Source organism: Kribbella sp. NPDC051952 (genome assembly GCF_040680855.1).
Lineage (GTDB): Bacteria > Actinomycetota > Actinomycetes > Propionibacteriales > Kribbellaceae > Kribbella.
In genome coordinates, this window is the sequence record NZ_JBFAXQ010000004.1 from 348,546 (window position 1) to 360,627 (window position 12,082).

Consider the following 12,082-nt stretch of genomic DNA (forward strand, 5'->3'; position numbering starts at 1 on the left):
AGCAGTACTCCGAAGGGCCGCACCCACCCGGGCGCGGCCCTTCGTCCTATCCTCAAGTCCATCGCCACCCCACCTTTCCCACTCACCTGGGTCGGCTCCCGTGGGGCAGCCGTCAGGTGTTGTGCGACAAAATGTCCAGCGTCACTTCACGAAGGTGAAGTGAGCGTGTTGTTGAGCAGAAGGGTTTGTACGGGTGTTGGTGACTGTCGGGCGGATCGGCCGGGCGCATGGGATCAAGGGCGAGGTCGGGCTGGAGGTCCGCACGGACGAGCCGGATCGGCGGTTCGCGGACGGGGCGACCGTGGTGACGGAGTCGAAGGTGCCGCGGACGCTGACCATCGAGGCGAGCCGGTGGCACAGTGGCCGGCTGCTGGTGAAGTTCGCCGGGGTGCCGGATCGGACCGCCGCCGAGCAGCTGCGCAACCTCGTCGTACTGGCCGAGATCGACGCGGACGAGCGTCCCGAGGACCCGGAGGAGTACTACGACCGCGAGCTGATCGGGCTCGCCGTTCGGACCTCCGACGGTGTCGAGGCCGGCGAGGTGATCGACGTCGTACACCTGCCCTCGCAGGACCTCCTGGAGATCCGCCGCCCGGCCGGCAACGCTGTACTCGTGCCGCTGGTCGAAGCGCTGGTCCCGGAGATCAACGTGGACAAGCAGTACGTCGTTGTCGCCGACCGGCCCGGTCTCCTGGACCCGGAGGGCGCCGAGGTCGTCCCGACCGAGCCGGACGCGGACTGATGAGGCTGGACGTCGTCTCGATCTTCCCGGAGTACCTGGCCGCGCTCGACGTCTCCCTGGTCGGCAAGGCGGCCAAGAGCGGCCTGCTGGACATCCACCTGCACGACCTGCGCGACTGGACCTACGACCGCCATCGGACCGTCGACGACACCCCGTACGGCGGTGGCGCGGGCATGGTGATGAAGCCAGAACCGTGGGGCGAGGCCCTCGACGCCATCGCTCCGGTGGACGGCGTCCTGCAGCCGCGTCTGATTGTGCCCACGCCAGCTGGTCGGCCCTTCACCCAGGAGCTCGCCTACGAGCTGGCTGCCGAGCCATGGCTCGCTTTCGCGTGTGGCCGCTACGAGGGGATCGATGCGCGGGTTGCGTCGTACGCCGGTGAGCGGATGCGCGTTGATGAGGTATCCATCGGGGACTACGTTCTCAACGGTGGCGAGGTCGCGGTACTCGTCATGGTCGAGGCGGTGGCGCGCCTGCTGCCTGGTGTGATCGGCAACCCGGAGTCCCTCGCGGAGGAGTCCCATTCCGGCGACGGCCTGCTCGAGTACCCGGTGTACACGAAACCCACGAGTTGGCGCGGTCACGACGTACCCGACGTACTGCTGTCCGGGAACCACGGTGTGATCGCGCAGTGGCGTCACGACGAGTCGGTACGCCGTACTGCCGAGCGCCGGCCGGATCTGCTCGCGGCCTGGGGTGATGCGGTCGCGGGGAAGGACGATGCGGCCGCGCAGGTCCGGGTACTGCCCGCGACGGAGGCTGATGCGGGCGAGATCCACACACTGCAGTTGGCGTCGTTCCTGTCGGAGGGGCGGATCTACGGGGACCTGACCATCCCACCGCTGGCCGAGGACCCATCGGCGAGTGTGGAACGCGTCAAGCGGGGCGGCGTACTCAAGGCCGTGGCGGGGACCCGGATCGTCGGGTCGGTCCAGCTGACCGTGGACGGCTCGGTGGGGCGCGTCGAGCGGCTGATCGTGGCACCGGACTGGCAGGGGCGCGGACTGGGCGCCCGGCTGCTCCAGGTCGCCGAGAAGCTCGCGCCGGCCGAGGTCACGTCGTACGAGCTGAACACCGGTGCGGAGAGTGACCGCAACCTCGGTCTGTACCGGAAGGCCGGTTACCGTGAGATACGACGCGAGCAACAGACTGCGAAAGTCGAGCTGGTTCTGTTCGCCAAGCGTCGCAGGCGGCGCTGATTTCGGTTCCGCTGGGGCGGTGTGGCAAGATTGCTCGTTGCTGCCCTTCGGTGCTCCTGCCACAGGGGGTGACCACCGACCGGCGGCACGCGATGAGCTGTGCAACTACGCACAGCCGTCCTGATGACTTCATCACCAACGACATTCGTGGGTGACCTGTGGCACGCGCGAGGAAGAGACACCTGATGAGCAACATCCTGAACGAGCTCGACAACGCGAGCAAGCGCGACGACATCCCCTCCTTCCGCCCCGGTGACACCGTCAAGGTGCACGTCAAGGTCGTCGAGGGCAACCGGTCCCGCGTCCAGGTGTTCCAGGGTGTCGTGATCCGGCGCCAGGGTGGCGGCCTGCAGGAGACCTTCACGGTCCGCAAGGTCAGCTTCGGTGTCGGTGTCGAGCGGACCTTCCCGCTGCACACCCCGATCGTCGACAAGGTCGAGGTCGTGACCCGCGGCGACGTGCGCCGCGCGAAGCTCTACTACCTGCGTGAGCTGCGCGGTAAGGCAGCCAAGATCAAGGAGAAGCGGGACATCCCGGCCTCCTGATCGCCCTAGCGACGACGGTCACCTATGGCGCCGAGCACTGCGACTCGCGCTCGCCCTCGCCCGGCACCCCGGAGGGCACGTCGCAGCAAGGGACGTCACCGCAGGCTGAAGCAGCGGAATCCGCTGCTCAGTCTGCTCGTCGAGATGACCACCGTGACGGTGCTCGCACTCGTCATCACGGTGGTACTGCGGCTCTTCGTCGCAGAAGCGTTCTACGTCCCGTCGGAGTCGATGTACGACACTCTGACCAAGGACGACCGGATCCTGGCCGAGAAGATCAGCTACCTGCACCGCGACGTCGATCGCGGCGACATCATCGTCTTCAAGGACCCCGGTAACTGGCTGAACGAGGAGCAGGCCGAGCCCGGCCCGTTCCGCAAGGTCGGTGAGTTCGTCGGCATCCTGCCGCGCAGCGGCGAGGGCCACCTGGTCAAGCGGGTGATCGGCATCGCCGGCGACAAGGTTGTCTGCTGCAACAAGGCCGGCCAGCTCACCGTGAACGGGATCCCGCTGGACGAACGCGAGTACCTGCTCCAGGACGCCAAACCGTCCGAGGTGCCGTTCAACGTGACCGTGCCCGCCGGCCATCTGTGGGTGATGGGCGACAACCGGGCCGAATCGGCCGACTCCCGTGCCCATATGGGCGGCCCCGGCGGTGGATTCGTGCCGGTCGAGAACGTGGTTGGCCGGGCCTGTTGCGTAATCTGGCCGTCTGACCGGATGACGATGCTGCGTCCTCCGGAAACCTTCAAGAAGCCGGGGCTGAAGAAGTGACCGATACACCGACCAAGACGGACGCCAAACCCGCCCACCGCTCGGGCTTCGCGGCGGCCGCCCGCGAGTTCGTGCTGATCGTGGTCGGGGCCCTGATCGTCTCCTCGATCCTGCGGGCGTTCGTCGGGCAGATGTTCATCATCCCGAGTGAGTCGATGGAGAACACCCTGCTGGTCGGTGACCGGGTCGTGGTCGAGAAGCTGACGGACGTCAAGCGTGGCGACGTGGTCGTGTTCGAGGATCCGGGCGGCTGGCTCGGTCCGGAGGAGAGCGGTCAGAAGCGCGGTTCGGTCGGCCGGTTCTTCGAGGTGGTCGGTCTGCTCCCGGACTCCAGCCACGGTCACCTGATCAAGCGGCTCATCGGTATGCCGGGGGACAAGGTCACGTGTTGCGACGCCAAGGGCCGGATGCTGGTCAACGGTCAGCCGCTCGACGAGACGAGCTATCTGTATCCGGGTGACGCGCCGTCGCAAATGGACTTCCAGGTGACTGTCCCGGCCGGTCGGGTGTTCGTGATGGGTGACCATCGCTCTGCTTCGGGGGACTCCCGCGTCCATTTGCAGGACACGGATCCCAACGGCGGTAATACCGGCGACGCGGCGTTCGTGCCGATGGACAAGATCACCGGGCGCGCCATCATGATCGTCTGGCCCGCCGGACGGTGGGGCAAACTCGGCGTACCCGACACGTTCAAGGCGGTGCCGGCCCCCGGTCCCGCCCCGGACAAACCCTCGATCTCCCTCACTCCACCCCCCAAGTAAGCGAACCCCGGTGCCCCTCAAACTCCCTCGCCCGTCGGCCCCGGAATCACCCCCCAACCCCACCTCCGCGCGCCGGTCGGCGCTGCCTGAGGTGGGATGTTCGGCCGCGCCGGCACGACCCTCCAACCCCGTGGTGTTGGGGTGGGTCGCCGTGCTTAGGGTGGGGTGTGTGGAGTGGGTTGTATGAGTTCTTTGCCGCGAGGGAGCACCGTACGGCGGGATGCCGGGCTGTACGGGTATGAGCGGGCACTGCGCCGCGTCGGCCTGGACCCGATCGCCGGTGTGGACGAGGCCGGGCGTGGACCCTGCGCTGGCCCGTTGGTCGCTGCCGCGGTGATCCTGCCGGAGGGCAAGCGCGGTCAGATCCCCGAGCTCGCCGACTCCAAGCTGCTCACCGCCAAGGCCCGCGACCGGTGCTACGACGAGATCCGCAAACGCGCGCTCGCCTGGTCGGTCGTCTCGATCGAGGCTGCCGAATGCGACCGCCTCGGCATGCACGTCGCCAACGTCCAGGCACTCCGGCGGGCCCTGTTCCGGCTCGACGTGCGGCCGTCGTACGTGTTGACCGACGGCTTCGGCGTCGACGGTCTCGACGTACCGGGCCTGGCGATCTGGAAGGGTGACCGCGTGGCGGCTTGTATCGCGGCGGCGTCTGTGATTGCCAAGGTGACTCGGGACCGGGTGATGGAGCACTGGGACAAGGTGTACCCGCAGTACGGTTTCGGGATCCACAAGGGCTACTGCGTGCCCGAACACCAGGCGGCACTGGACGAATACGGCCCGTGCCCACAACATCGACGGCGGTTCGAGAATGTCCGCCGCAGTCTGCGACCCGATATGGGACAGAATGTGACCAGTCCCACCGGAGTGGAGAGCCTGTGAGTGAGCGTAGCGAGCGAACCAACAACGCAGCGCCCCTCAGCGCTCATGCCGGAACCGAGCGTTGCGAGGTGGAGGTATGAGCGCTGACGACCTTGAGAAGTATGAGACCGATATGGAGCTGCAGCTCTATCGGGAGTACAAGGACGTCGTCGGGATCTTCAAGTACGTCGTGGAGACCGAGCGGCGCTTCTACCTCTGCAACGCGGTCGACCTGAAGGTCCGCACCGAAGGTGGTGACGTCTACTTCGAGGTGACGATGGCCGACGCGTGGGTCTGGGACGTCTACCGGTCGGCCCGCTTCGTCAAGAACGCCAAGGTCGTCACCTTCCGCGACGTCAACATCGAAGAACTCGCCAAGTCCGACCTGGAAGTCCCCAAAGACTCAGACTTCGGCCGCTAACCGCCAGCCTTCGTCGCTGGGCTCTACCAGGTTGAGATCTGCTAGAGCTTCCAGCGACGTTTGGGTTGTGAGCAGGTCCAGGCCCGCGGTGATCGCTATGCGAGGGGCGGGAGCTGGGTGGATGCGAGGGACCGCGTCCAGAGTGCGACGGAGGTCGTGGTCCAGGTCGTCGGTGACGGTCCTTGGTTCTTGCGGGTACGGCGTGAGCCGGGTGCCCAACGGGGAGATCGCCTCGATGATGTCCGGGACGCTGGTGACGAGTACGGCGTCGCGCTCTCGGACCAGCAGATGACTCCCGGCCGACATCCGTGACGTGACCGGCCCAGGTACGGCGAGGACCGCGCGACCGCATTGCTCGGCCCACCCCGCGCTGTTGAGGGCACCGCTGCGTACGGCGGCCTCGATCACAACCGTGCCGAGGGTGCCGGCCGCGATCAGCCGGTTGCGGGCAAGGAACCGCAGCTTCGTCGGCGAGCATCCCGGTGGCAGCTCACTCATCACCAGGCCCTGCTCGACGATCCGGCTGAACAGGGCCGAGTTGCGCTTCGGATAGCTGACATCGACCCCGCACGCCAGCACCGCGACCGTCACTCCCGAGGCCGCGAGCGCACCGCGATGAGCCGCCGCGTCGATCCCGAACGCCCCGCCGGACACGACGGTGACGCCGTTCTCCGCCAGGCCCGCGGACAACTCCGCCGCGACATGCTCGCCGTACGTCGAACACGCGCGCGAACCGACCATCGCGACGGACCTCGCGAGGACGTGCCGGAGATTCGCCGGCCCACGGACCCACAGTCCGAACGGAACGCCCGCCCTGCGGCTGAGCTGCCCGGCTTCCGCGAGGATCTCCACCTGATCGGGCCACTCGTCATCGCCGGGGATCACGAACCGCGCTCCGGCATCCGCTGCGCGCTCGAGATCCCGCTCCGGATCAGCCTCGGCGAGCCGGGTCGACCATCGCTCCATTCCGGGAGAGCTCTCCTGCAGCAGCTCCCAGATCTCCAGCACGCCCAGCCCGTCGAACGCCTTCAACGCGGCCAGATCGCCAGGCTCCACCACCCGGGACAACCCAACCCGAGCCAGCCTTTCCCGATCATCACCCCCACCCACAGCTCCCCGAGCACCCCCACCCCGGCCACCCGCCCCGGCGCGTTCCAACCCGGGCTCACTACCCGACCCACCTGCCCCGGCTCGCTCCAACCCGAGCTCACCACCTGAACCGCCTGCAATTGCGCATTTCTCGCGTTCTCCGCCTGAGTGGGCACGATGGTCCAGCTCGGGGTACTTGTCTGTGCTGAGGTCGTTGAGTGTGGGGGCGCAGGTGGGTGTCATGCTCGGAGTCCTTTGAGGGGGCGGGTGTCGGTGAGAGGGGTCAGGGGTTCGCCGCTGCGGAGTTGGAAGGCTTGGTGGGTCAGGTCGACGGTGGGTTGGGGGATGCCCTCGAGGTCGGCCAAGGTCCAGGCGAGGCGGACGACGCGGTCGAAGCCGCGGGCGGTGATCCGGCCGGCGGAGTACAGACCTTCGAGCAACTTCTGGCTGGTGGTGTCGAGCGGAAAGTCGCGACGCAGGACCGGACCGGGGACCTCGCTGTTGAGGATCCACGCGGTGTCGCGGTAGCGGTGTGTCTGGCGTTCGCGGGCGGCGTTGACGCGCGCGGCGACGGTTGCGGTCGACTCCGGCTCGTCGTCGCTGAGCCCGCGCGCGGCGGGCAGGATCTGACGTTGGATGTCGATCCGGTCTTTGATCGGGCCGCTGATCCGCTGCCGGTACCGCGCCAGCACTTGTGGGGTGCAGTTGCAGATCCCGTGGTTCGTCCCGGACAGCCCACAGGGACAGGGATTGGCGGCGAGCACGAGCATGAAGCGCGCCGGGAATTTGGCCACCGCGGCCGATCGGTGCACCTCGATGTACCCGGACTCGAGTGGCTGCCGCAACGTATCGAGCGTGAGCGGGTGCATCTCAGGAGCCTCGTCGATGAACAGCACCCCGCGGTGTGCGCAGCTGATCGCGCCCGGCCGCGGCATCCCCGTGCCGCCGCCGACCAGGCTCGACATCGACGCCGTGTGATGCGGCGCGATGAACGGCGGACGGACCACGAGCTCGGCATCACCGGTCAGCAGCCCGGCCAGCGAATGCACGGCCGACACTTCCAGCGAGTCGTCCGTGGTGAGATCAGGCATCAACCCAGCGAGCCGCTCGGCCAGCATGGTCTTCCCCGAGCCCGGTGGTCCGTGCAGGAACAGATGATGACCGCCGGCCGCGGCAGCCTCGATCGCCCGACGGCCCTCGCGCTGTCCGATGACATCGTCGAGATCGACCTCTGGAACCCGGGTCAGCGATTCAGACAGCAACCGCGGCTCGGCCCGCGGCGGTGCCTCGTCCGGGATCTCGATCCCGCGCAACAGCGCGAGCACCTGCCGCAGCGATCGCACCCCGTACACCTCGATGCCTGGCACCAGGCGCGCCTCGCCCGCGTTGAGCTCGGGGACGACGATGCGGTCGAAGCCGGCCCGGGCGGCGGCGAGTGTCATCGCGAGGGCGCCGCGGACTTCGCGGATGCGGCCGTCGAGGCCGAGCTCGCCGATGATCGCGGTCTGCCGAAGCGAATCGGGATCGACCACGCCGGCGGCCGTGAGGAGACTCAGGGCGATAGCGACGTCGTAGTGGGATCCGGTCTTGGGCAGGGTTGCCGGTGAGAGTCCGATGGTGACCTTGCGGTCGGGGAACTTCTCGCCACTGTTCACGACAGCGGCCCGGACGCGATCGCGGGCCTCGGACAACGATGCGTCCGGCAGGCCGATGAGCGTCGTCTTCGGCAGGCCTTGTGCGATGTCCGCCTCGACCTCGACCAGGTGCCCTTCCAGGCCGACCAGGGCCACCGACCACGTGTGTGCGAGCGGCATCAGGCCGCGCCCCGGACGTGGTCGACGGTCGGCGCCGTGTTCTGGTCGAACAGGACCGCGATGATGTCGATCCGGATCGACGCGGGCCTGAGCTCGTGGCTCTGCAGCCAGCGACCCGCGAGCTTCCGGAGCCTGGTCAGCTTCCGGTAGGTGATCGACTCCAGCGGAGAGCCGTAATTCAGCCCGCGGCGGGTCTTCACCTCACAGATGACGAGTGCGTCGCCTTCGCGCGCGACGATGTCGATCTCGCCGAGCTCGCAGCGCCAGTTGCGCTCGAGCACGGCGAAACCGTGCGAACTGAGATACCTCGCGGCGAGATCTTCGCCGTACCGCCCGACTACGTTCTTGGTCCGCATCGCTGACCACCTCCGACACAGAACATGCCGGGATCAGGCCACGATTTCGGACCTCACTTTTCACCTGTGGACAAACCGCCCACCTCCGGACAACAAATCACCTGCGGGCAACAGCTCGCCTGCGGGCAACAGCCCACCTGCGGGCAACAGCCCACCTGCGGGCGACAGCTCGCCTGTGGAGAACACAGTTGCCAAGGGCAAGCGACTTCAGTTGCGCATGTGCTTGCCGCGGGTGGGCTTCTGCTGCTGCTCTGGTGGCGTGCGGATCGCGCGCAGTTCGTTCGACCGGATGTCCGGCTGGTGCTGGACGGCCTGCAGGCCGCCCGTGCCCGGGTCGGTGTCGCCGATGTCGAAGTCCCAGCTGTCCTCGTTCGCCAGCCGGCTGTGCCAGCGCCCGTACAGGCCGTAGATCGCGATGCCGATGACCATCCAGACGCCGAACTTCGTCCAGGTGCTCGTCTTCAGGTTGAGCATCAGCCACACCGTCGAGGCCAGCGACAGCAACGGGATCAGCGGCACCATCGGCACCCGGAACCCGCGCTCCAGGTTCGGCTCGGAGCGGCGCAGGGTCAGGACACCGACCGCACAGAACGCGAAGCAGAACAGGGCACCGATGACCAGCAGCTCCTCGAGCTCCAGGACCTTCGGGTAGAGCGTCAGTAACAAGGCAGCGAAGCCGGCTGCGGCGGCCGCGCGAGCGGGGGAGGAGTACACCCGGCTGACTCGGCCGAGGCTCTTCGGCAGCAGGCCGTCACGACCCATGTTGAACAGCACGCGGCTCTGGGCGATCAAAACCACCATGACCACAGTCATCAAAGCGAGCAAGGCGCCCAGATTGACCACGTTTGCGGCCCAGCCGACGCCAACCGCGGATAACGCCTCGGAGACCGGTGCGCTCCCGCCCAGTTGCCCGTACGGGCGCATGCCGACCAGTACGACGGCCATCGCGATGTACAGGATCGTGACGGCGCCGACGCCGAGCAGCATGCCCTGCGGAACCGTCTTGCGCGGGCTGCGGGCGTCCTCGGACGCGGTCGCGATCAGGTCGAACCCGATGTAGGCGAACACGATCGAGCTGGCGGCCGTGAAGATGCCCATCATGCCGAACGATCCGAACGACGAGTCGAGTATCCAGCCGAGCAAGGTCGGACTCGCGGTCGCCGGCGCGGCCCGGGCCATCGGCACGAACGGGTGGTAGTTGTCCATGCTGATGTGCGCTGCGCCGACCACGACGACCAGGATGATCACGGCGACCTTGGCGATCACCACGATGGTCAGGACGCGGGCCGACAACTTGGTGCCGGTGACAACCATCGCGGTCAGGATCAGCAGCAGCGCCGGGGCGACGAGGTTGACCTGCGCGTCCGGGCCGAAGAACTTGGCCACACTGGTGGGCAGCGTCACACCGAATCCGTCCAGGGTGGCGAGGAAATAGGCCGACCAGACGCGGGCGACGATGGCGGCCGCGGTGACGAGCTCGAGCACGAGTGCCCACCCGACCAGCCAGGCCCACATCTCGCCGAAAGTCACATAACTGAAGGTGTACGCGCTACCCGAGACCGGGATCGTGGACGACAGTTCGGCGTAGCAGGCCGCAGCCAGAACACACACGATCGCCGCGATCACGAACGAGACGATCACGGCGGGACCGGCGACCTTGGCCGCCTGGTTACCGCTGATGCTGAAGATGCCGGACCCGATCATCACGCCCAGGCCAAGTACAACCAGGTCGCGACGACCGAACAAGCGCGGCAGACGGTGTCGTGCGTCCTCGACTCGAGTGAACGCCGACTCGACCGGCAAACGCCGGCCTACGGTCTGTCCGTTCGCTGAGGGGGCCATGGTCAGGGGTGCCTCCGTTGCTACTAGGGCAATCGGGCCGAACAGTAGTCGACCGTCGGGCTATCGACCAGTCCCTCCTCTCCTCGCCCCCGCGCGGTGGCTTGCGATGCCAGGCCGCCTCCCGCATCGTCGAATCATGACGCCGGACGATGTCAGTACGAGCCCTTCCTGGCCGGAAGGTTTCACTGTGTTACTGGCTGACTACGAACGGCATCTGACGGCGGAGAGAGACCTCAGCACTCACTCGGTCAGAGCGTACATCGGTGACGTCGCGGATTTACTCGATCATTTGATTCGGCTTGGTCACGATGAGCTGGACGGCCTCGACATCCGCGGATTGCGGTCGTGGCTGGCCAAGCAGCAGAGCCTTGGGAAGGCGCGCAGCACGATGTCGCGCCGCGCGACCGCCGCGCGTGTCTTCACTGCCTGGGCACAGCGAACGGGCCGGATCAGCTCGGATCCGGGCGCGCTGCTGGTGAGCCCGAAGCCGCACAAGAGCCTGCCCGGCGTCCTGGGTCAGGCCGACACACGTGCCGTCCTCGATGCCGCCGCGGTGGCGGCGGACGACGGCAGCCCGGTCGGCCTCCGCGACCTCGCGATCATGGAGCTTCTCTACGCAACCGGCATCCGCGTCGGCGAACTCTGCGCCCTCGACATCGACGAGATCGACCCGTCGCGGCGCGTCGTCCGCGTATTCGGCAAGGGCCGTAAGGAGCGCTCGGTCCCGTACGGCGTGCCGGCCGCCGAAGCGCTCGATCGCTGGCTGACCGAGGCCCGGCCGCAGCTGGTCCGGCAGGGGAGTGGACCGGCGGTGTTCCTGGGATCTCGCGGCGGCAGGATCGATCAACGAGCGGTACGGCGTCTCGTCCACGAGCGGATCGGGGTCGTCGACGCACCCGATCTCTCGCCGCACGGCCTCCGGCACACAGCCGCCACCCACCTGCTCGAGGGTGGGGCCGACCTTCGCAGCGTGCAGGAACTGCTCGGACACGCATCGATGGCGACGACCCAGATCTACACCCACGTCTCGACCGATCGCCTCCGCAAAGCCTACGAACAGGCACATCCGCGCGCCTGATCCCCGGGACTGATCCTGGCTCGGATGGAGTGGGGATGCGGCGCGGTGGCGGGCCGATGCGGCAGACTGCGGAACATGCGGGTTTCGGCGAAGTCTGACTATGCGTTGCGAGCTCTGATCGAGATCACCCAGCGATGGGTCGCGAACGACCCCTCGGTCGTGTCGGCCGAGGAGCTCAGCCGCGCGCAGGGCATTCCGCACGGCTTCCTGCAGGGCATCCTCGCCGATCTCCGGCGCTCCGGCGTCCTGGTGAGCCAGCGCGGCCAGTCCGGCGGCTGGCGGTTGGCTGTCGACCCGAACGAGATCTCGGTCGCCGACGTGATGCGTGCGGTGGACGGGCCGATCGTGAGCATCTCCGGTGTCCGGCCCGAGAGCGTCGCCTACAACGAGCGGGCCGTCGTCCTCCAGCGCGTCTGGATCGCAGCTCGCGCCAGCCTGCGTGACGTCCTCGAGCACACCACGCTGGTCGACCTCGCCAAGAACAAGCTTCCGGCCGGCGTCGAACGTCGCTCGCGCGACGAGGATGCCTGGCAGGCCCGCGTCCCCGGCAGCTGAGCCTCGCGTTCCCGGCTGCAGCCTGCTACCGTCACGACTTATATA

Annotated in this window: 13 protein-coding genes; 9 read left to right on the top strand and 4 right to left on the bottom strand. The window is 67.6% G+C overall.

Features of this window, described 5'->3' with window-relative positions; genetic code table 11:
• Positions 1–193 precede the first annotated feature (193 nt).
• The 7 genes from rimM (at position 194) to AB0L70_RS11035 (ending at position 5,303) form a co-directional block, all read left to right on the top strand.
• A complete protein-coding gene (gene rimM, locus AB0L70_RS11005) occupies positions 194–742 on the top strand; it encodes a ribosome maturation factor RimM (RefSeq protein ID WP_363682478.1) in 549 nt (182 codons plus the stop codon).
• Entirely contained in the window at positions 742–1,941 is a 1,200-nt protein-coding gene (gene trmD, locus AB0L70_RS11010) for a tRNA (guanosine(37)-N1)-methyltransferase TrmD (RefSeq protein ID WP_363682480.1), read from the top strand. The genes rimM and trmD overlap by 1 nt, the downstream gene beginning before the upstream one ends.
• 185 nt (positions 1,942–2,126) lie before the next feature.
• Positions 2,127–2,486 carry a 50S ribosomal protein L19 gene (gene rplS, locus AB0L70_RS11015; protein WP_363682482.1) on the top strand — a complete coding sequence of 120 codons (360 nt, stop codon included), beginning with the start codon at positions 2,127–2,129 and terminating at the stop codon, positions 2,484–2,486.
• Between the two features lie 144 nt (positions 2,487–2,630).
• Positions 2,631–3,260 carry a signal peptidase I gene (gene lepB, locus AB0L70_RS11020; protein WP_363682484.1) on the top strand — a complete coding sequence of 210 codons (630 nt, stop codon included), beginning with the start codon at positions 2,631–2,633 and terminating at the stop codon, positions 3,258–3,260.
• Positions 3,257–4,021, top strand: coding sequence for a signal peptidase I (lepB, locus tag AB0L70_RS11025; protein ID WP_363682486.1), 765 nt, complete (start codon positions 3,257–3,259; stop codon positions 4,019–4,021). Before lepB (AB0L70_RS11020) ends, lepB (AB0L70_RS11025) begins: the two co-directional genes overlap by 4 nt.
• Before the next feature lie 183 nt (positions 4,022–4,204).
• Complete coding sequence (locus AB0L70_RS11030) at positions 4,205–4,903, top strand: ribonuclease HII (protein WP_363682488.1); 699 nt, start codon at positions 4,205–4,207, stop codon at positions 4,901–4,903.
• Positions 4,904–4,979: 76 nt separating this feature from the next.
• Positions 4,980–5,303, top strand: a complete 324-nt coding sequence (locus AB0L70_RS11035; RefSeq protein WP_012922325.1) for a DUF2469 domain-containing protein — start codon at positions 4,980–4,982, stop codon at positions 5,301–5,303.
• On the opposite strand, the gene dprA is transcribed toward AB0L70_RS11035, so the two are convergent.
• The 4 genes from dprA to AB0L70_RS11055 all read right to left on the bottom strand — a co-directional run bounded on the left by dprA (position 5,286) and on the right by AB0L70_RS11055 (position 10,404).
• Positions 5,286–6,362 carry a DNA-processing protein DprA gene (gene dprA, locus AB0L70_RS11040; protein WP_363682490.1) on the bottom strand — a complete coding sequence of 359 codons (1,077 nt, stop codon included), beginning with the start codon at positions 6,360–6,362 and terminating at the stop codon, positions 5,286–5,288. The genes AB0L70_RS11035 and dprA overlap by 18 nt on opposite strands.
• Before the next feature lie 269 nt (positions 6,363–6,631).
• Positions 6,632–8,206: a YifB family Mg chelatase-like AAA ATPase gene (locus AB0L70_RS11045; RefSeq protein WP_363682492.1), complete on the bottom strand. Its 1,575-nt coding sequence runs from the start codon at positions 8,204–8,206 to the stop codon at positions 6,632–6,634.
• Positions 8,206–8,562 (bottom strand): YraN family protein, encoded by a 357-nt coding sequence (locus AB0L70_RS11050; RefSeq protein ID WP_363682494.1) that lies wholly within the window; start codon positions 8,560–8,562, stop codon positions 8,206–8,208. Before AB0L70_RS11050 ends, AB0L70_RS11045 begins: the two co-directional genes overlap by 1 nt.
• Positions 8,563–8,769: 207 nt before the next feature.
• Complete coding sequence (locus tag AB0L70_RS11055) at positions 8,770–10,404, bottom strand: amino acid permease (RefSeq protein ID WP_363682496.1); 1,635 nt, start codon at positions 10,402–10,404, stop codon at positions 8,770–8,772.
• Between the two features lie 136 nt (positions 10,405–10,540).
• Here AB0L70_RS11055 and AB0L70_RS11060 point away from each other — a divergent pair, with 136 nt between their 5' ends.
• Both AB0L70_RS11060 and AB0L70_RS11065 read left to right on the top strand, forming a co-directional pair.
• Positions 10,541–11,482 carry a tyrosine recombinase XerC gene (locus AB0L70_RS11060; RefSeq protein ID WP_363682498.1) on the top strand — a complete coding sequence of 314 codons (942 nt, stop codon included), beginning with the start codon at positions 10,541–10,543 and terminating at the stop codon, positions 11,480–11,482.
• 75 nt (positions 11,483–11,557) lie between these two features.
• Complete coding sequence (locus AB0L70_RS11065; protein ID WP_363682500.1) at positions 11,558–12,037, top strand: Rrf2 family transcriptional regulator; 480 nt, start codon at positions 11,558–11,560, stop codon at positions 12,035–12,037.
• Positions 12,038–12,082 lie beyond the last annotated feature (45 nt).

Coding starts and splice junctions, on each gene's coding strand:
- trmD (WP_363682480.1), top strand. CDS start 742: ATGAGGCTGGACGTCGTCTCGATCTTCCCGGAGTACCTGGCCGCGCTC.
- rplS (WP_363682482.1), top strand. CDS start 2,127: ATGAGCAACATCCTGAACGAGCTCGACAACGCGAGCAAGCGCGACGAC.
- lepB (WP_363682484.1), top strand. CDS start 2,631: ATGACCACCGTGACGGTGCTCGCACTCGTCATCACGGTGGTACTGCGG.
- AB0L70_RS11030 (WP_363682488.1), top strand. CDS start 4,205: ATGAGTTCTTTGCCGCGAGGGAGCACCGTACGGCGGGATGCCGGGCTG.
- AB0L70_RS11035 (WP_012922325.1), top strand. CDS start 4,980: ATGAGCGCTGACGACCTTGAGAAGTATGAGACCGATATGGAGCTGCAG.
- AB0L70_RS11045 (WP_363682492.1), bottom strand. CDS start 8,206: ATGCCGCTCGCACACACGTGGTCGGTGGCCCTGGTCGGCCTGGAAGGG.
- AB0L70_RS11050 (WP_363682494.1), bottom strand. CDS start 8,562: ATGCGGACCAAGAACGTAGTCGGGCGGTACGGCGAAGATCTCGCCGCG.
- AB0L70_RS11055 (WP_363682496.1), bottom strand. CDS start 10,404: ATGGCCCCCTCAGCGAACGGACAGACCGTAGGCCGGCGTTTGCCGGTC.
- AB0L70_RS11060 (WP_363682498.1), top strand. CDS start 10,541: ATGACGCCGGACGATGTCAGTACGAGCCCTTCCTGGCCGGAAGGTTTC.
- AB0L70_RS11065 (WP_363682500.1), top strand. CDS start 11,558: ATGCGGGTTTCGGCGAAGTCTGACTATGCGTTGCGAGCTCTGATCGAG.